This window comes from Gracilibacillus lacisalsi DSM 19029 (assembly GCF_000377765.1).
Taxonomy (GTDB): Bacteria; Bacillota; Bacilli; order Bacillales; family Amphibacillaceae; genus Gracilibacillus; species Gracilibacillus lacisalsi.
The window spans coordinates 247,963-268,368 of record NZ_KB898664.1 but is presented as its reverse complement, the minus strand read 5'-3'; the positions used below and the strand labels follow the sequence as shown (position 1 = coordinate 268,368).

Annotated in this window: 17 protein-coding genes, 1 pseudogene and 1 riboswitch; of the genes and pseudogenes, 6 read left to right on the top strand and 12 right to left on the bottom strand. The window is 35.4% G+C overall.

Features of this window, described 5'->3' with window-relative positions; genetic code table 11:
* Positions 1–34: 34 nt before the first annotated feature.
* Positions 35–481 (bottom strand): annotated as a pseudogene (locus D569_RS22625) (ComE operon protein 2); the annotation flags it as partial.
* Between the two features lie 67 nt (positions 482–548).
* Complete coding sequence (locus tag D569_RS0106335) at positions 549–1,139, bottom strand: helix-hairpin-helix domain-containing protein (RefSeq protein WP_018931568.1); 591 nt, start codon at positions 1,137–1,139, stop codon at positions 549–551.
* 77 nt (positions 1,140–1,216) lie between these two features.
* Here D569_RS0106335 and comER point away from each other — a divergent pair, with 77 nt between their 5' ends.
* The gene (comER, locus tag D569_RS0106330) at positions 1,217–2,035 is read left to right on the top strand and encodes a late competence protein ComER (protein ID WP_018931567.1); all 819 of its coding nucleotides are present in this window, start codon (positions 1,217–1,219) and stop codon (positions 2,033–2,035) included.
* Positions 2,036–2,194: 159 nt separating this feature from the next.
* Here the strand turns inward: comER and D569_RS0106325 are convergent, their stop codons facing one another.
* The 5 genes from D569_RS0106325 to ku form a co-directional block, all read right to left on the bottom strand.
* Complete coding sequence (locus tag D569_RS0106325) at positions 2,195–2,560, bottom strand: PH domain-containing protein (protein WP_018931566.1); 366 nt, start codon at positions 2,558–2,560, stop codon at positions 2,195–2,197.
* A 13-nt stretch (positions 2,561–2,573) separates the two neighbouring features.
* Positions 2,574–4,121, bottom strand: a complete 1,548-nt coding sequence (locus tag D569_RS23600; RefSeq protein WP_018931565.1) for a sensor domain-containing diguanylate cyclase — start codon at positions 4,119–4,121, stop codon at positions 2,574–2,576.
* A gap of 230 nt (positions 4,122–4,351) precedes the next feature.
* On the bottom strand, positions 4,352–4,531 hold the full coding sequence (locus tag D569_RS0106315; RefSeq protein ID WP_018931564.1) for an H-type small acid-soluble spore protein: 180 nt from the start codon (positions 4,529–4,531) through the stop codon (positions 4,352–4,354).
* A 55-nt stretch (positions 4,532–4,586) separates the two neighbouring features.
* Positions 4,587–4,787 (bottom strand): hypothetical protein, encoded by a 201-nt coding sequence (locus tag D569_RS0106310; protein WP_018931563.1) that lies wholly within the window; start codon positions 4,785–4,787, stop codon positions 4,587–4,589.
* Positions 4,788–5,124: 337 nt separating this feature from the next.
* Complete coding sequence (gene ku, locus D569_RS0106305; protein ID WP_018931562.1) at positions 5,125–5,973, bottom strand: non-homologous end joining protein Ku; 849 nt, start codon at positions 5,971–5,973, stop codon at positions 5,125–5,127.
* A gap of 104 nt (positions 5,974–6,077) precedes the next feature.
* On the opposite strand from ku, the gene ligD reads away from it, so the two are divergent.
* Complete coding sequence (gene ligD / locus D569_RS22615) at positions 6,078–7,811, top strand: DNA ligase D (protein ID WP_018931561.1); 1,734 nt, start codon at positions 6,078–6,080, stop codon at positions 7,809–7,811.
* Here ligD and D569_RS0106295 read toward each other — a convergent pair.
* From D569_RS0106295 to D569_RS22610, 5 genes are all read right to left on the bottom strand, one after another.
* Positions 7,795–8,112, bottom strand: coding sequence for a hypothetical protein (locus tag D569_RS0106295; RefSeq protein WP_156822898.1), 318 nt, complete (start codon positions 8,110–8,112; stop codon positions 7,795–7,797). The genes ligD and D569_RS0106295 overlap by 17 nt on opposite strands.
* A 25-nt stretch (positions 8,113–8,137) precedes the next feature.
* The gene (locus D569_RS0106290) at positions 8,138–8,797 is read right to left on the bottom strand and encodes a CPBP family intramembrane glutamic endopeptidase (protein ID WP_018931559.1); all 660 of its coding nucleotides are present in this window, start codon (positions 8,795–8,797) and stop codon (positions 8,138–8,140) included.
* Complete coding sequence (locus D569_RS0106285) at positions 8,794–9,624, bottom strand: metallophosphoesterase (protein WP_018931558.1); 831 nt, start codon at positions 9,622–9,624, stop codon at positions 8,794–8,796. Before D569_RS0106285 ends, D569_RS0106290 begins: the two co-directional genes overlap by 4 nt.
* Before the next feature lie 253 nt (positions 9,625–9,877).
* Complete coding sequence (locus tag D569_RS0106280; RefSeq protein ID WP_018931557.1) at positions 9,878–10,984, bottom strand: 5-methyltetrahydropteroyltriglutamate--homocysteine S-methyltransferase; 1,107 nt, start codon at positions 10,982–10,984, stop codon at positions 9,878–9,880.
* Between the two features lie 101 nt (positions 10,985–11,085).
* A riboswitch (SAM riboswitch) is annotated at positions 11,086–11,174 on the bottom strand.
* A gap of 173 nt (positions 11,175–11,347) precedes the next feature.
* A complete protein-coding gene (locus D569_RS22610; RefSeq protein ID WP_018931556.1) occupies positions 11,348–17,230 on the bottom strand; it encodes a lamin tail domain-containing protein in 5,883 nt (1,960 codons plus the stop codon).
* Positions 17,231–17,479: 249 nt separating this feature from the next.
* Between D569_RS22610 and D569_RS0106270 the strand changes: the two genes are divergently transcribed.
* The 4 genes from D569_RS0106270 to D569_RS0106255 are packed head-to-tail and all read left to right on the top strand — an operon-like array spanning position 17,480 to position 20,373.
* Complete coding sequence (locus tag D569_RS0106270; protein WP_018931555.1) at positions 17,480–18,100, top strand: TetR/AcrR family transcriptional regulator; 621 nt, start codon at positions 17,480–17,482, stop codon at positions 18,098–18,100.
* On the top strand, positions 18,087–18,938 hold the full coding sequence (locus tag D569_RS0106265; protein WP_018931554.1) for an ABC transporter ATP-binding protein: 852 nt from the start codon (positions 18,087–18,089) through the stop codon (positions 18,936–18,938). Before D569_RS0106270 ends, D569_RS0106265 begins: the two co-directional genes overlap by 14 nt.
* Positions 18,935–19,636, top strand: a complete 702-nt coding sequence (locus D569_RS0106260; RefSeq protein WP_018931553.1) for a fluoroquinolone export ABC transporter permease subunit — start codon at positions 18,935–18,937, stop codon at positions 19,634–19,636. Before D569_RS0106265 ends, D569_RS0106260 begins: the two co-directional genes overlap by 4 nt.
* Positions 19,637–19,653: 17 nt before the next feature.
* Positions 19,654–20,373 (top strand): hypothetical protein, encoded by a 720-nt coding sequence (locus D569_RS0106255; protein ID WP_018931552.1) that lies wholly within the window; start codon positions 19,654–19,656, stop codon positions 20,371–20,373.
* The last annotated feature ends 33 nt before the right edge of the window (positions 20,374–20,406 follow it).

The window sequence follows — 20,406 nt, the reverse complement described above, 5'->3', positions numbered from 1 at the left end:
CCATCACCTCCCTTACCTTACCAAGCCATTATGGTTTCAATGCTATATAGTGCTGATCTAATTCTACTTTTTCAACATGGACTCCAGCTTCTTCAAATAATTCCACTGCATACGGATGATTCTTATAATCTTCAGCGTAATAAACGGTTTTTATCCCGCTTTGAATAATTGCTTTACAACAATTCAAACATGGAAAATGTGTTACATAGATTTCCGCATTTTCTGTAGAAGCACCAAATTTAGCACATTGTAGTAAAGCATTCATTTCTGCGTGAATGGTTCGTACACAATGTCCATCAATCACATAGCACCCTTCGTCAATACAATGTACACTCCCAGAAACACTGCCATTATATCCGCCAGCAATAATACGCTTGTCCCTTACAATGGTCGCACCTACCATTAAACGCTGACAAGTACTACGTAATGCTAACAAATGACTTTGAGCCATGAAATATTGATGCCAAGAAATTCTTTCCACTTAAAACACCCTTTCTTTTTCTCACATATTAAAAGTGTACTTGTCCAATAAGAAAGCGTCAATAACATTATGGAATTCTAACGTATTCCTCTAGTTTTTCGACTGTTTTATCACCAATTCCGGAAACTTTCGTTAAGTCCTCCAATTTTTCAAAACGCCCATAAGTATCTCTGTATTCCACAATTGCATTTGCTTTTACTTCACCTATTCCTGGGATAGTTTGCATTTCTTCTACCGATGCGATGTTCACTTTTATCTTTTGATCGTCACTGCCTGTATCTAGGACTTGTTGTGTTTTTTCAAGATTTTCATCTGTCGATGGTACATATATTACCATTTCATCATAAACTCGTTCTGCAAGGTTAATCATTTGTTTATCTGCTTTGTTAGTAAAACCACCTGCTAATTGAATTACATCTTCGACACGATCATTTTCACTAACTTGATATACTCCAGGGCGTTTTATTTCACCTTTCAGATCAATTTTATATTCTGTTGCACCACTTTGATCCTCTTCTTCCTGCAGTTCAACATTATGCTCCTCCTTCATTTGATCTGTTAACTCGTCTTCTTCATCAATCGATGGATCAATTAATAACCAAAGCAAAACTGCTCCAACTACTAAAACTAAATACCAATTTTTAAATATCCAAGACATGTTTATCATTCCTTTATCATAGAATAGTAAAGTTGTTCATAGGATAGTGTTAGAAATTATCCAGGAGGCGAGATGAAATGAAATGGGGTATAATTGGAACCGGTAATATGGGCGCAGTTTTAGTAACTGCCTTTCTTGAATCGAACGTCATTGATCAGGAAAGTCTTTATGTCTCTAATCGTACAGCAGAAAAAGCATATGCACTCCAAAAGAAGTATCCACAGATTCATGTAAAGGAAAACATCTTTGAATTAATTGAACATGTCGATACGATTTTTTTATGTGTAAAACCAATAGACATGATAGACGTGTTAAGAGAAATCCAACCAATTCTTGATGAAAAGCAACTATTAGTATCGATAACAAGTGCAATGTCAGTGGAAGAAATTGAGTCGTTAGTTGATTGTCAGGTGGCTCGAATGGTACCTAGTATTACAAACCATGCTCTAGCAGGTGTCACACTGTTAACGTTTGGTAGTAGATTAGATTCTTTTAGGAAAGAATTATTTATTAAAAGATGCCAACAATTTTCAGAACCAGTAGAAATTGAGGAAAACATTATGAGGATTGCATCAGATATCGTTTCTTGCGGACCAGCCTTTTTTGCCTTTTTAGCAGAAAACTATATCAAAGATGCTGCCAATCGAACAGAAGTTACTACAGAACAGGCAACACAGTTAATGGAAAAAATGTTTATTGGCTTTGGAAAACTATTATCGGAAAACCATTTTACTCTCAATGAGTTAATAGAAAAAGTATGTGTAAAAGGTGGAATCACTGGAGTTGGTATTGCATCACTCGAGGAAAACTTAAACGGATTATTTGAAAAATTGATTAACCAGACACACCATAAATTTAAAGAAGACAAAGAGATGATCGCAAATAAATTAAAGTAAGACTTTAACTCGGATGTTACAACGATTAGTACGATGATAAATAAGTGATGGAATTGGGCACCGAAGAAATATTACTCGGTGCCTGTAAATATTGCCCGGGAAACCGCAAATTACGACTTAACCATTCCTTTAATGTGTCGTAAAAAGTCATTTTTGTGACTATAAGATATGTTCGGCAATAATCTTGTCTAACTTTCGAATATCAACTTTTTTATTAAGATTTAATTTAAAATGGCCAGATCTAGTCCACAATTCAATCTCAGCGTTTAAATCTAATTTTCCACCATTTTCTGTTGAATACATGTCGATTGATTTAAATGGAATGGTGTATATTTCCACCTTTTTTCCGGTTATCCCTTGCCGATCTGCAATGATGAACCGTTTATTTGTTATAACTGCTATGTCACGAACCGTTTTATATGCAGTATGGGCCATTTCACCATCAACAAGAAGATTGTGTATGTCATTAGGCACACTCACTTCATCATAAAATGTCCATTCCATAATGTGACTAATATCTGCCATTAATAAAACCTCCTTAAGCGTTAATCATTTCCACCCGATCTCTCCCGGCTCTTTTTGCTTGGTACAATGCTTTATCTGCTTCCTTATACATTTGTTCAAAACTAATTGGTTCATTAGTTGTGGTTAATCCGATACTGACCGTAATTTTCTCTTGCTTTTCCCCATTTATACTAATTGAATGTTCTGTCAGATTTTGCTGAAAGAGATTTGCTTGTTCACCAGCCTGCGCAGCATCCTTATGTAATAATACGCCAAACTCTTCTCCTCCGATCCTTCCAACAATACTGTAATTTTTTGCAGGTTTAAAAAATTCAGTTAAAGCAACGGCAAATTCCTTTAATACCTGATCCCCAACGATATGACCATACTGATCATTAAATTGTTTAAAATGATCGATGTCTAGTATTAAAAAGGAAATAGGAAATTTTTTATGTTCCGCCATTGCATTGTATTTTTCAATAAAGGAATGCCGATTACATATATTGGTCAATGAATCATAGTGAGCTAATGTGTACAACCGATTTTCTATTAATTTCTTCTCCGTAATATCAGTTAACACAACAAGCATGATATCACGACCATAATATCCAATTGGAACAATGTTAACCTGCAGATAAATATATTTTCCTGCTAATTCTACCTTCCATTCAAAGGATGTTGATAAATGTTGATAAACCCCTTTCAGAATCCTTTCATCCGTAAATAATTGATCCACTTTCTGCCCAATTATCATATCCTCATCAAGATATGACATCCACCGTTTCAGTAGTTTATAGCCTGCTTGATTAATTTCTAAAAGGTTATAATTAGGGCCAAATAACATAATTCCTTCGTCTAGTGATTCTAAAATTTGATGACGAGAAACAGGCCAAATGGAATTAAAATCATAACGTTTGAAAATAAAAATAAGCAAGACACTCATCAAGGAAAATGATAGCGCAACCTGACCTGGAATTTTCACAGACAATAATGGCAAGACACATAAAGAGACTAATGGAATTAAAATAGCAATAGAAGATAATAGATGACTATTTCTGAGGTGTGATGGCAGGTCATGCATATTTCTGATAAAAGTAAAAACCGCCAATAAAGTTAAGAATAATAAATAGGCAATGAAAGTAATCCCCAATGGTGTCGGCGTTATGGTAATTTCAGTTAATCCCCAAATGGTATCTGTTGTCACACTGGACCTCATCCAATGATGAATAGGATTTGTAAATATCAAAAAAATGCCGATCACTGCAGGTGCTCCCAAATAAATCATATACTTTATATTCTTGATAGCATTTGGCTCAGCTATTTCTTTGGCAAAGCCAAACAGAAAAACTGGACATAAAAATAATGCAATTTGTTGGATATTCCTTAACCATTGCATTGCATTAAAATCATCGATGTATAATTCTAAGGCAGTAGAAATCATAAATAAACTGGAAAGCATTAAACATATAGATAAAAATAAACGGACAAGATTACTAGGCTTTTTTAAGAGTACAATTGATAAAAAAAATATAAAAAAAGCCATAATTGAGATATAGAGTGGATAAGGTTCAAACCATTGCATTACGCATCCCCCGAGTAGATAATAACCTTTTGAATTCAAACTATCATAACAGAATATTGGAATAAATTATCACTAGTGTATATTTTTACTCGTTATACTATATACTATTCGATACGAATCGGCTATTTCCTGCAAAATATTTATAAAATATTAAAAATTTTTATAGTGGAAGAAATTATCATGTAACAGCACCCCAATTGAATAAGGTCATAAATTGGGGTGCTTACTTGTTATTGCTCTTGCAACTGTTCCACTGTCACCATATATTTTTGTTCGGGATTTTCGATCGGGTGGATGGTACAATGACCTGTTCCTTGATCGACATGCTCAATATATACTCTATCGCCATTATAAGTTACATTACGCATATCAGGCGAATCCAAAATTTCTTGTGCACGTTGTGCGTCCATTATTCTATCCTCCTTACCTAGTTATTGAGAATAGTTTACTATTTCTAACTGTAAATTATGTACCGCTCTCTCTGGAACTATTTTCTTGTTGTTTATTCCTTTTTTTAACGGCTACACTGAACACCGCGATCGTTATTGCTCCTACTCCAATCGCAATCAGCATACCTAACAAAAAGTTATCAAATACAAGTCCTAAAACAAAGCCGATAAGAATCGAATAAATGATTTCCGTGATAATGAATCGTTTTACACTCATAACATATCCTCCTTTTAAATGGATAATTTTATTACTATGATATCACGTTATCTTACTTTCCTAAAGAATGATTGGAAGAAAAAAACAATAGTTTTTCGCAGTTTATGGATGTTTGGTAAATTGATTAATATGTATTCAGAAAAGAAACAGAAATATGCGGTTTTGTGAAAAAAATGTTTTTTCTGTTGTTTTTCCGTGGGTTTTATCCTTCATCTAGCTTTCTCGAGAAGGTTTATATGCTTATAAAAAGTTTTCTCCTCCTTGGATAAACGGTTATATCCAAGGAGGAGAATCCGATAGTATATGCAAATTATCTGCTGATAAGCCCTATCCTTTTTTAGTTTGCCTTTGCTTTTTGTGAAGCTGTTTTCTTTGTCGTTTTCTTTCGTTTCGTAGTTGTTTTCTTTTTCCCTTTTTGAGTTTTGTTTAATGATTTTTCGAGAGCTTCCATCAAATCTGTAACATTGTCTTTTTTTGCAGGTTCTTTTGCCGTTGAAACTTCTTCTCCATTTTTCTTCTGTTCAATAAGTTCCAATAATGCGGTACGATACTCATCATGATATTTTTCCGGTTCAAATTCTGTTGATAATTGTTCAATCAACAATTTAGCTGTTTCCAGCTCTTTCTCAACAATATTTGCTTCTTCCGGTACATTTGGAACCTCTTGGAAGTCCCTAACTTCATCAGGATAATAAATCGTCTCCATTACTAACGTATTTTGATAAATGCGAACAACTGCTAAATGTTCCTTTGAGCGAATCGTAATTTTTGCCAACCCAATTTTCCCTGTTTCCTCCAGAGCTTTGCGCAATAAGCCATACGCCTTTGCCCCACCTTCATTTGGGGACAAATAATAACTGCGGTCAAAATAAATCGGATCAATTTCTTCTAACTTTACAAAATCCACAATATCAACCGACTTATCCTCTTTTTCTTCCTTTAATGCTTCTAAATCTTCATCTTCTAGAATAACAAATTTATTTTTCGTATACTCAAATCCTTTTACAATATCGTCTTGCTCCACTTCTTTTTCACAGACAGGACATACTTTTTCGTACTTCACAGGAGATTGGCATTCTTTATGCAAATTTCTGAGCTTTATATCTTTATTTTCCGTTGCTGAATGGAGCTTGACTGGGATATTAACAAGACCAAAACTAATGGTTCCTTTCCACATCGTATGCATCATAATCACCTCTTTATCAATAGTTTTTCTTTTTATGACATAATCATGCAAAAGTTTGTCAAAAATATTTCTGATAACTGTGTCTAATAAAAGGAGTCTATACTATGTGGAAACCGATGCTGCCTACACTTGTAAACGAAGCACCTTCAGGGAATGAGTGGATATATCAAGTGAAATATGATGGATTTCGTTGTGGTTTACAATGGACCGATCAGGGCGTTACCTTATGGAGTCGAAACGGTCATGACCTTAGCAGTTCATTTCCTGAAATCATTTCGTGGTGCCAGCAACACACTTCTAGATTCCAAGCCTATTTACCACTTTTTCTTGATGGAGAACTGATCATTACGATTACTGCCTATCGAACGGATTTTGAACAAATTCAAAAGCGATCCAGAATAAAAAAGAATGTAAACCAGTTTAGTCAAAATCGCCCTGCTACTTTTGTCGCCTTTGACTTATTAGAATCAAAAGCTCAAAATTTGCGAAAAGAAAGTTTTTCTACGCGTGATCAATTATTATCCACGATTCTGAAAGGTTTAACAGGAAGGATTCGCAAGGCACCTACTTTCGAAAAACTGGATAGCATTCTCGAAGTGGTCGATATCCATCAGGCAGAAGGAATGGTTGCCAAACAAAAGAAAACGACTTATACAGAAGGAAAGCGAAGTAATACATGGCTAAAAATCAAAAATTTTCGAACCATTTCTGGGATTGTTACGAATTGGAATACCGAAAATGATTATTTCACGTTACAATATTATCACAACGAAACACTCAGCATTCTCGGGAAATGTAAGAATGGGCTAGAACAAGGAGAGAAAGAAACGTTAACTACTTTTTTCAAACGTTATGGGCAGAAGGTAAATGGGACAACGTGGGAGCTGGATCCTTCTGTTTGTATGGATATAAATTGTCTGAGTGCTGAAGATCAAGAACTCCGTGAACCGGTTTTTCATCAGTTCCGATTTGATATCAAACCAACCGATTGTAATCAACTTACGATTGATCAAGGATTGGCACAATTTCCATCATCGGTTAACTTATCCCGATTAGAAAAAGAATTGTTTCCAACTGTTACGAAATTAAACTACTTGTGTTATTTAAGATGGATTGCACCTTTTATACTTCCTGGTCTGAAGGATCGCAGGCTGACATTAATTCGTTTTCCTGATGGGGTACATGAACATTCCTTTTATCAAAAACATCTGCCAGATTATGCCCCTTCTTTCATTCAAACTATCCCTAATAGTGATGGAGAAATGGATATACTTTGCCAAGATCTGCAAAGTCTAATCTGGTTTGGTAATCATGGTGGATTGGAGTTCCATGTTCCTTTTAATAAAACTAACAAAGCAGATCCCGAAGAAATAGTCTTCGACCTTGATCCGCCATCATTAGATCAGTTTTTTATTGCTGTTCGTGCTGCCCACTTGATTAGAGAAATGATGGAACATCAGGGCTTCACACCTTTAGTCAAAACATCCGGAAGAACTGGATTACAAGTTCATATACCGATTCAAAATATGACGTACGATGAAACGAGAGTATTGATGGAGGCTACGGCAAAAGTATTGGTTGACTCTGATCCTGATCATTTTACCATCGAGCGCTTAAAGAAAAATCGCGGCAAAAGACTTTATATCGATTATGTTCAACATGCTCCAGGAAAGACAATCATTGCTCCCTATTCGACAAGGGCAACTGATGAAGCAACTGTCGCGACACCGTTATTTTGGAATGAGGTAACAGAAACATTAGACCCAAGAAAGTTTACGATTCACACGATACCAACAAGAATTAAAGAGAAAGGCTGCCCATTTAATTCGATGATTTGACTTTGATCCGTTCAGCTATATTTTTACCCATGATCCATATATTTACTTTATCATCGATTTCTAACACATCCTTTCCCTCTATTTCTGTTTGATCAGTAATTTCAAGTTCAACAGGTGCATAAGATCGATCGTGGACATCTAATATTGGCGCTATAATAATCGTGTCAGATCTCACTTCTTCAATAAAGTAATGAAAATAATCGGCCTGATCAGCTAGAAATTCATCATTCGAATGGTCTTGATAATCATATTTTTCGATGTCTGATTGACAGGCTATTAAAAATATCAAAACAATAACCATGAAGAACCTTTTTCTTAATAGAAACTTATATAATCCCAAATAACATCATCCCAATCAGATTGATGGATACATTCGCACTGATGTGAACTATCCATGACGGCAATATACTGTCTGCCTTCTCATCTAATTTATTAAAGAGGTAACCGGCAACAAATAAACTGAATAGGATGAGGATAAATAAGTAAATAGAAAACCAATCCGTCATCATCGCAATATGATAGAGAGCAAACGTGCCAGCACTAAAAAGGTAAGCTACCCACCTTTTTGTCTTTTTTAATAAAGCTAAAAAGGCAAAGCCACGAAAGAAAAATTCTTCTAATAACGAATTAACGAGTGCAATATAGATCGCAACAAAAAGGAAGTTATGTTTATCAACTGCCATGTTATCCTCCAGCATTACAGTCACATTCGAAAAATCAAAGAAGCTACCAATGATCCAATACAACGATAAAATAATGATAGATACACCGCTTGCAAGAATAATTGGTAATTTTAGATATTTCATTTTTGAAGAAAATAAATCTTTAAAAGATAAATGGGCAATAAACCGAATATATAAGTATGGAATGAACAAGAAAAGCAACAGCTTACATATCGATTTAACTAAATAGTTAGGGGCAATATATAGTTCGATCACTGCCATCGCAAGACAAGCAATAACAACGAACAACATTAATCGTTTCATTTACCGACACCCTTTACTGTAATTAGTGTCATCTGACTCTGATTAAACATTCTTACATCTATTACACTCGTACCAAGACCACTATCGATGTATAACTGTTGATGTTTGTTTAAATCAAATAATCCTTGATCATATTTCGGAAAAAAACCTTGCCCAGGAGCAACAACTGCTCCAATTATAGGTAAGCGTATTTGACCTCCATGGGTATGACCACTTAATACTAAATCAACCGCATCTGGATACTTTGAACGTGATAAATCAGGAGCGTGTGATAACATGATCGTCACATCCTCCTCATTTAACCCTAACATAGCGGGTTCCATATCATCGTGATTGGTTGATGGGTCACCTACACCTACCAACTGAAAAGAAATCCCTTCCAGTTCAATGACGCGGTTTTGATTATCTAGTAGATGAATTCCTTTGTCGGCAAGGCCTTGAATAAATGATTCTCTCAACGGATTTTCCCATTCATGGTTACCGGTTACAAAATAGACGTTGGAATTAATCATGGCTAATTTGTCCGCAAAGTCCAAGACAAACTGTAAATCATCCGTTTTCCTGTCAATTAAATCACCTGTAATCACGATAACATCTGCATCTACTTGTTCTATTTCATCTAATAATTTCTTATTATTGTCACCGAACTGTTTATTATGTATATCCGTTAATTGCAATATAGTAAAAGATTGATCCTTATCCAACTTTGAAGTAGCTATCTCCAGCTTCTCAACCTTGAATAAATTTGTATCATAGTATATTTTCACACCGCCACTTAAAACAATAACTAGTATAAATATCAAGAAAAACATGCGACCACGCCTCATCTAACAACCTCTTTTTATATGGATAATGTATTGTCATTTTAACATAAATGGATAGAAATGTACGTGTGTAGTCGACATAGTTTCCCACAGCATACTTGACATTTGTACATCTCACTTTATTTCTATTTTATGTTACATAAACCTAATAACCTGTTACAGAAAAAAAGAACCTTCATTGCCATTCATGCAACAAAGGTTCCTTGTGATTGCTTACCTAATTCAACTGAATGCACCGATAAGAAGAAATAATTCTTTAACCCCAAATTTCTTTTGTAATTTGTACAATGTGTTGGAGTTTGTTCCATTGGTCTTGTTCGGTTAGTTTGTTTCCATGGTGAGTAGATGCAAAGCCACATTGTGGACTTAAACATAATTGCTCAAGTGGTACGTATTTTGCTGCTTCTTCCACTCGTGCTTTTATTTGTTCTTTGTCTTCCAACTCTCCATTCTTTGATGTAATTAATCCTAGCACAACACGTGCGCCATCATTTGGGATATGTTCTAACGGTTTGAATCCACCTGAGCGTTCATCATCATATTCAAGGAAGAAACCGTCTACTTTTTCCTTAGCGAATAAAGTTGGAGCAATTAAATCATAGCTTCCTTCAAAAGCCCAATTGGAGCGATAGTTTCCTCGGCATAAATGGGTAGTGACAACAAGATCACTTGGTTTATCTTCTAAAACGCCATTGACTACTCTTAATGCCAGATCAATTAAAAATTCCCGTGAAAACTCACCATCATTAAATGGAATATCAGGTGAAGACAATCCTGCTATATAAACGTCATCAAACTGTAAATAACGCACACCAGCATTATAAAATGCTTTAATTGCATCACGGTATGCTTGAATAACATCGTTGGCATAGTCCTCAATATCTGGATAAATACTTACATCACGAATTCCTACATTGAAAAGCTGATTAGGACTTGGAATGGTTTGTTTTGCCACTGCTCGACCATCTACTAATGCATTAAACTCTTTAAAATCTTGGATAAATGGATGATCAGGATTAAATGAGATTTTACCTGTATTTCGAATATTATAGCGTTCTGTTTCTTCATTCCCATGAAATATATATCCTACTTCAGGTACATATCCTTCAATGCCATTTAAATGCTCTAAAAAGTCTGTGTGCCAGAAACGACGGCGGAATTCTCCGTCTGAAACAAGACTCAATCCTACTTCAATCTGTTTATCAATGATATGAGCTATTTCTTTGTTTTCCACATCACGTAACTGTGCACTTGTAATATTACTTTCCTCAAAATCCTTTCTCGCTTTCAGTAAATTCTCCGGGCGTAATAAGCTCCCCACATGATCTGCTCGAAATGGTGCTGATACTGTTTTTGTTGTCATACTACCTCTCCTTATAATGAAAATGAATATGGTCAGCATATCTTACCCAGTAAAAAAAGACCTTCTAAGAAGAAGGCCTTTACCATGAACGAAAGTCAATCTTCTTATCTATTGGAATTAGCACCGTGTCAAAAATGACTGGTTGCTGAGACATCATAAGGCCAAATCCCTCCGTCTCTCTGGATAAGAATATATGCAATTTTTACCATACATACATCATACAATATGTAGTTGGAAAATACAACCCTATTTTTTTGAAAATGTATAACACGATTGTTAATCATGTTTATCAATTTATAGCTAACATTCAAGAAGCAAAGAAAAAGAGATGCAACATATAATATTGCATCCCTTCTTAATCATTTAATTTAATTGTGTTCTATTTCTGACATATAATATCGTTCCAAAGATTAGCAATATGATACTTAATGTTATATTTTGGAAGATGTTTGTTGCTGTATTTGGGAGATTAATGTTATCATTTCTTGCTATTGGTGATTGTTTATCACTATTCTTGTCCTCTTGTTTACTTCTTTGGTCCTCTGCTTCTTGTACGTTATTCCTCTCAGAATTTTGATTATTATTGTTGTCGTCTTTATCAAAACCAGAAGTAGAATCCGAGTCATTATTAGAGTCTGGATGCTTCTCTTGTTTATCCTTGTCCTTATCTTTATCTTTATCCTTATCTTTGTCATTACCTGATGAATCTGAATCATCTTCCCCTTTGACAAAAGACCAGATAGGTGAGCGACTCTCACCTGTATAGTTATCAGTCACTGTAGCATACCAGAAATACTGTTCTCCTTCAGTAAGGCCCTCCCATGTAACTTTAGCAGTATCTCCGCTCACGACATTTTCTACCATGCCTATTTCATTATCAGTATAAACATTCACTACAAAACTATCCGTCGCAACTCGCTTTTCTTTAGCTGATAAATCTAAATCAATAGTGAATTCATCCTTATTTGGGTATTCATCCGTATCATAATAATTATAATCATCCATATATGGTGAATAGGTGTTCACATATATTTGATTATTATCTGTATCAAAATGTAACAAACGCATATAGCCTTGCCCACCTTCAGGTCCGGCTTGATAGTTTGCTAGCATCTGATATACAGTACGATCAGGATTGCCATCCCCATCATCATCGATTTCATCTACTAATGTCTGTGCTTCATGATAATGACCAGCTAAAACTGCTACAACATTTTCATTTGGAAGTACTACTTCTTGATATAGCTTTTCACCTAATGGATGACGTGTTCCTGTTGCCTGTAAATACTCATGGAACGTTAAGATCGCTGTACGGTCTGGATGTTGACTTAATACTTCATTCATCCATGCGATACCTTCATCATCAATACCCCAACCTAAATAAAGCATAATATAGTCGTTGCCATCAACAGAAATTAAGTCATAGTGACCACGGTTATTTTGATATGAACCACCATAAAAAGGCTTATCTTGAAAACGATCTTCTCCGAAATATTTATAATATTCGGTATAGTCTTCAGTCTTTTGGAGTACGTCGTGGTTTCCTGCAAGAACTCCATATGGTATGGCTGCATCATCTAATGTTCTCATATATTCATCCGCGTAATCCCATTGGTATGGTTGATCTGCTTCATCTACTAAATCTCCACTATGAAAAACATACTCAATCTTCATTTCTTCTTGCTGCTCTTTAATCCATTCCGTTTGGCGCTCAAAAATGTGGGGATAGCTCTCAGAATAATATTGTGTATCTGACATCCAAACAAACGTATAGTCATAGTCTTCCCGATCAGCAGGTATTTCATCTTGAATCATTACTTGAATTTGATGATCATTACTATATGAAGCAACTTCGACATCGCCTTTTAGTGTAAAATTCTCTTCACCGGCAATTTGATAATCGACAATGTCCCACTTAGAAGTCTCCACATTCCATGCGTACATCGTTACTTTTCTACCTTCTAAAGAATTACCGTTCCATTCTAATTCAACCAAATCATTCTCATCGACTGTATCATCAAGTGTTACGTCAAAACGGTGATACGGAAATTCTGTTGTTGCATCATGTACCAAATACTCACCATCTTTTTCAGCTACTAGTGAAATTTCTTCTTCGTGCAATCTTGAACCGTTTATTTCATTTGTATTAGGCGGTTCCACAGCTGAAGCACCTTGATAAGATACCACGGCCTCTGTATCAGAGGGTTTATACTGAAACCCTTGATAGAAACCAACATCCATCTTGTCTCCCATCGGATCATTAACACGGACCTTTAAAGTTGGATCACCGTCTTGAACATTTGATAGATTTTCCGGTACCTCTGGATTCTCTTCAACTGTATAAAAAGTAATTTCTTCTGTCCCTTTGTTACCAATTTGATCTGTAGCCGTAATGCTTAACGTATGCTCTCCATTCGCAAGCTCACCTGACGAAGTTTCAAAAGGCAAATCTATCTCCTCTCCATCAAGTTTTGCTTGGTAACTATCCACGCCAGCTACGTCATCATCAATCTCTGCATCAATTATAAAGGTACCTTTGTATGTTTCTTCATTTGCAACTGTAGCTTCAATATTTGGAGCTGTGTTATCTACAAGTACTTGTTCTTGAATGGTCTCCTTTGAATCGGTTACTTCTACTGTGTGTTCACCATCTGTTACTTCTGTAGTATCCCATTCATAAGCAATAGATTGTGCATGATCTTCCGAAATAGTAAATGTAAAGTCCTCCGCAATCCGGTGTGTACCATCATCCCCCATGTCTAACACATTTTCAGGATCTGAATGATTAGGATCTGTTAGAATCGTACCATCAGCCAATACGAGACGTACATTGCGCAAATTATAGTCATCACGATTCTCACCCGGGTCACCTTCCCATGGTGTAGCTTTGTTTCCGGCACGTATCGTAATCGTGTTTTCCCCGATTTCCAAATAGTTAGGATCTATTGGTACTGTGATCGTCTCCCATTGCGCCATCCAATCATCAAATATATGAATGATCTCATCACCAATTGTTACACCATTTTGGAAATAGGTATTAATTCCGCTTACTTCAAAAGCGAAGTATGCTTCATGTTCTATTGCTTGATAACTTGTGGGCACTTGATTTCCATCAATAAGCATCTTCATATCTGCAGGTTGATCGATATTGGATGTACCTTTTAGCACAAATGTTTCCTTTAATACTTGACCTTCTTCGACATTTAAGCGTAAAGGACTATGATCCAAATTACTTTCAATCGTTACTGTCTCTGGATTAGTAGTTGTTGTATTTTCACCGTCTGAAGCTTCAAAATAATATTCGACCTCTGTATTGCCAATCATTTCAGGAGCATAAATGCGATACGTAAATACTCCTTCCTCTTCTCCCTCTTCAATCAATGCTTTCTTATAATCTTCATTAGCATTTGTACGGTAGTAGATCGCAACCGTTTTTAATTCTTCTTGATCACTTGCTTTAGCAGTCACATCTAAGTCATCTGTCTGATCAATAGTGGCAACACTCGTGATATCTTCAACAACTGGTGCTGTTTGATCTGCTTCTACCTGAACAGGTTCTGTTGGTACCTGATAGTCTTCCACAACACCAGGTGTAGCATCAATCGTTCCCGCACTTACCTTCTCCATGATATTCGAATCATCTGCTGGATATTTATAGACAATTCCTTTATTCGGGGCAGTATCATCTGTGGTATCCATATCATTATAATAAGCAATCGAATATTCGTGGCCAATATTGGAAGCAATAATTAATCCACGCATACTGCCATTTGCCATTCCAGCAGATTCTATTCTTACGATATTTTCATTTTCGATCAAATCAGATCCATAATTAGCATTAAAATCTGCTACAGTTTGATCATTATTCTGTCCATTAATAATCCAGAACACCAATGTTTCACCTGCAGGAATCACGACATCATCTGGAATAGATGGCCAAACCACATCACTTGCTGGATCATTGCCGTATCGATACTGCATTTTGTAGTGTTCAAAAGGGATGTCTTGATTGGTATTATTATAAATTTCAATAAATTCATAACCATCAGCAGTACCTACATTTGTAGAATCAGGCACAATTTCCGTTACTAATAAAGGAGGCAAGCTTTGCGTATCTACTTCATCTTGTGAAATGGAAATGGTGAATTCTTCTGTCCTTTCTGTATTAACACCATCTGTTGCTTCGATATAATAGGTCAAGTCAGATTCCACATAAATCCCTGGTATTTCAACCTTATATTTATCTGGTTCCTGTGAATCTGATACCATAGATAAACTACGATATTCAGAGTCTTCATTTTTCACAAAAAGGGTTACATTGGGAATTGCTAGATTGTCAGTCACTTCAGCTTCAATTGTGACAGATGAAAAAGCTTCTGCACCAGTTACTGATTCATGTGTTATGACTGGAGCAGTAGTATCTTCTTCTGGTTCTTCGATTTTTACCACTTTAGACGGAACTTGCTCGTCGGAAATCGTTCCTGGAGTTGGATCTGCCAATGTTTCTAGTTTAGTCATTTGTGTTCCTTCATATGGGTATTTGTATTGAATGACACCACCATTATTATCATTATCTGCTCCATCATAATCTGCATAAATAACTTCTTCTTGTGATGCATCTCTCAAGATTAAAGCTCGGTTTCCTCCATTTGCAAACCCAGGAAATGTCGTATCGGTTACTTCTACTACCTGTTCACTTGATAGATTAGTAGCGAAATGGTTATTAAAATCATCTAATGAATGATCCCCATTGTTATACCAGAAAACTAGTGTTTCCTGTGATTCAATATCTACCGGAGGAACTTTGAACTGTACTTCACGTCCAGAATCTGTGTAATAATAAATATGCGCATATTGATGAAAGGATAAAGTCTGGTTGGTATTATTATAAAGTTCAAAGTATTCGAAGTAATCTGTGCCCCCACCTTCTGTGTTTGGTGAAATTTCAGTAATAAGTAAATGGGAATACTGCTGAAAATCCTCTTCAGACTCGTCGATAGATGTTACATCAATTGTGAATGTTTCACTATCTGTCTCAGGTAAACGTATACGTTGTTGAGAATTTACTGCTGTAATATAATATTCAAGTTCACCAGCTGTAACATTTTCACTGCTGATGCTTGCTTCATATACATTATTCTCCACGGAGGTCATGTCTATTTGTTCAAATGAACCTTCTTCTGAACGGTAGTGTAATGTTCCTTTTACTTTATGTTCTGCACTCGTGAGTTCTGCAGTTATGATGATCGATTTACCTGCTTGTCCTTCTGTGATTGGTGTATGATCAATTTCAGGTTTATCGAGTTCATCAAGCATTACTTTTTCTTCAGGAAGTTGTTCTTCTTCCACCGTTCCAGGAGTTGGGTCAGTCACTGTTTGATATCGTTCCATTTCTATTGATTCCACTGGATATTGGTATGTTACAACTTTTCCGGATGCAATATCTTCCGCAAGGTAGCTGTTCGTTACGATATCTTCATTGTCATCTTTGATAACTACACCACGGTTTCCACTGTTATAAAAGTTCGTTCCCTGATAGGAAACTATTTGATCTTCTGATAATTCGGTTGAATAGTGTGCATTAAAATCAGCTACAGTTAATTGTTCTGGGTTGTGCCAGAAAACAAGTGTTTTCCCTGCTGGAATCGATACTTCCGGGAAATCGAAGTTTTTATCATTAGCACTACCATCCGTATAACGCAGTGCGATGGTATAATAATCTAATAAAATAGCTTGATTGCTGTTATTGTATACTTCAAAGTATTCAAAGTTGTCTGCACCATCATTATTCGGCATAATTTCTGTTAGTAAAAGTGGTGGGAGTGTTTGATAATCAATTGCGGATTGGGCTTCCAACTTCTTGTCTGAACTCTCCTCAGTAACAGCCTCTTCCTCGTTAGACTCAGACTCTTCACCAGAATTGGTTACTTCTTCTTGAGAATTCTCTTCCGAAGCTAATTCTTCATCAATGGACTCTTTTTTCTTAGTATCTTGTTGGCTTTCTGTCTCTGTTTCTTCATTATGTATTTGTTCTTCTTGTGTTGAGGATGAATCTCCTCCAACTGTCTCACTTTCTAAACTTTCTCCAGTTGAATTTGTTTCTTCGTTTTGCTCCGGTGCAGTCTCTTCTTGTTCTATCTCTTCATCTGTATTGGCATATGCAACTGGTCCATATGCAAAGACATTTGTAAAAATTAACAAAAAGATAACAAGAAGCGACAATCTACTTGTCCATTTCTGTCCCATTATTCGTCATCCCCTTCTAATATTAGATACTCTTTCACTATACAAGTTAAGTGTTAATTCAAAGTAAACTACTAGTAAACTAATGTAAAAAAACGTAATATTTTGAGGGGTTGCTTCTCATTAATAACTTGAATGTAAGATGAGTAAGAACTCATTTTCAAAAATGATTTACACTTTTTACAAATTGAAGTATACTATTTATGAATAAAAAAATATATTATTCATAAATTCATAAAAGGTGGTGCTATAATGGCAAAAGGGTTTACAGAACATGAAAAAAAATCTATTAGACAACAATTAATCGATGTTGGCACACATCTATTTGCAGAATTGGGTGTCAAAAAAACAAGTATCGTACAATTGACTTCCGCTGTTGGCATTGCACAAGGCTCTTTTTATCAGTTTTTTGACTCCAAGGAAGTTCTCTTCTTCGATATTCTAGAGATGGAAGAAGCTAATCTCAAACAAAAAATACTTAACAAATTCGACAACGAAAACATAACAAAACAAGGTTTTAAAGAGATGTTGCTTTATGGTATAGACTTGATTGATCAAAACCGGTTCATTAAGCAAACCTTTCAAGGTGAAACATTAGAACATCTTGTGAGAAAACTTCCTCCGGAAAGACTACAACAACATGCAGAACAAGATGAATGGGTTTTATCACCACTTATTCATAAATGGCAGAAAAACAACTGTATGGTAAATCGCTCCACGCCAACCATTACCGCAGTGCTAAGAGGTTTTTATACTATTCTGCTTCACAAGAAAGAAATTGGCGAAGATATCTATCCAGATGCAGTCGATTTACTTGCCGAATGTCTTGCTGCAGGTCTCATTCAGGAGGAAGATAAGGATGATCTATGTTGAAAATTTAGCCTATCGGTATCCAGGTGAAACAAAAGATACGATTCATGATATTTCATTTGAAGTAGCGAGAGGAGAAATTTTTGGATTTTTAGGACCATCTGGTGCAGGGAAAAGTACGACACAAAATATCTTAATTGGTATTTTAAAAGGGTATCGAGGAAAGGTCCAAATCAATCAGCAAGAACTTGATCAATTAAGTGCTGACTATTATGAACGGATTGGGGTCGGATTTGAGTTTCCTAATTTTTATCAAAAGTTCACCGGATTAGAAAATCTACAATTTTTCAGCAAACTGTATAAAAGAAAGACTCAAAATCCACAAAAACTTTTAAAAAATGTGGGACTAACAGATGCTGCGCATGTACGGTTCAGTAACTATTCCAAAGGAATGAAAATGCGCTTGAATTTTTGTCGTGTATTGTTAAACAATCCTGATATTTTATTTTTAGATGAACCTACTTCAGGGTTAGATCCAGTCAATGCCAAGAAACTGCGCGAACTTATTTTAATGGAAAAAGAAAAAGGAAAAACAGTAATCATCACCACACATAGTATGGATACGGCTGATAAAATTTGTGATCGTGTCGCTTTTATGGTGGATGGAGAAATAGCTTTGATTGATCAACCAAAACAATTAAAAGTAAGATATGGAGAAAAATCATTACAAGTTGAATACCGATGTCAATCTGGAATTAAAAGAGAACTTTTTTCACTCAATAATTTATATGAAAACCAGCATTTTCAACACATATTATCACATTATGAAATCGTCACTATGCATACACAAGAAGCGACATTGGAAGATGTATTTATGAAGGTGACAGGAAGGATATTATGATGAAACATCTTGAACTTTTTACATTTGATATTCGGTTTCAATTTCGTCATGGTTTTTATGCTGCTTATGCACTCGTCAGTATCGTCTATATCTGCTTGTTATTATTAGTGCCAGCTTCCTATGTCAAACAAACATCGATCTTAATTATATTTACCGATCCCTCTGTTTTAGGATTTTTCTTTGTTGGAGGACTAGTTTTACTTGAAAAAGACCAATCAATCTTTAACACATTATTTGTTAGTCCGATTCGTATTCATGATTATTTAATCAGTAAGGTTTTATCTTTAACAATACTGGCAACGGTATCAAGTTCAATCATTTTTATTGCTGTTCATCAACTTCATGTTGATTACTTGCCATTTTTAATTGCGGTTATGTTATGTTCAATTTTCTTTACATTATTAGGAATTTCGCTAGCAGTTCGCGTTGATAACGTTAATATGTTTTTATATACATCACCTCTTTTCATAATTATTTTTTATTTACCATTACTTAGCTTTTTTAAGCTAACAGATTCGTTATTGTTACACTTGCTGCCAACTCAAGCTATTCTCATTCTCTTAGAAGGAGCGTTTGATAGTCTTACTGTACAGGATTATATCTATGTGATAGTAATCTTTATACCATGGATCAGTTGTGCCTATGTCTTAACCTATTATTCATTTCAACGATTTTTACGAAAAAAAATCTTTTCGTGACAGAGGTGAAGTATGTAATGAAGAAAATGTTGTTATTATCAATTGGCGATATAAAAAACATCAAACGCGAACCATTATTAGTATTCTCTTTATTTGGTGTATTAATATTATCCGTAATAATCCGTTTAGGTTTACCTGTATTACATGACATCCTCCTAACTTATGCATCTTTCCCATTACAACCACACTTTCGGATTATTGTCAGTTTGGCATTACTTATGACTCCCCTGATGATCGGGATGCTTTATGGATTTATTATCTTGGATGAACGAGACGAAGGAGTTCTACTTTTTTATGCTGTTACACCGATAACGAAAACAGGTTATCTTTTCGCTAGAATATTAGCTCCGATTATCATTACTTTTTTAATATCTTTTGCTGTTGTGTTGTTACAGGGACTTGTCGTTTGGAAGCTCAACACGTTTCTCCCTGTCGCTGTATTACTTGCATTACAAGCTCCGATTATAACAATGATGCTAGCGAGTCTAGCTGCTAATAAAGTAGAAGGATTAGCACTTACCAAAGTAATTAACTTAATGATTCTCGCACCATTACTAGATTATTTAATCAGTCACCCGATTATTAAAATTACCATGCTTATTCCTGTTTACTGGCCAGTGAAAATATTTATGGAAGCAGAAAGTGAGAACTACTGGTGGAATATTTCGGTCGGGTATGTGATTACACTTATTTGGCTTACCTTTCTCGAACGAATTTTTCGCAAGCGAATAGAATAGATGATTCCAATAGAAATCATAAAATCAATTATA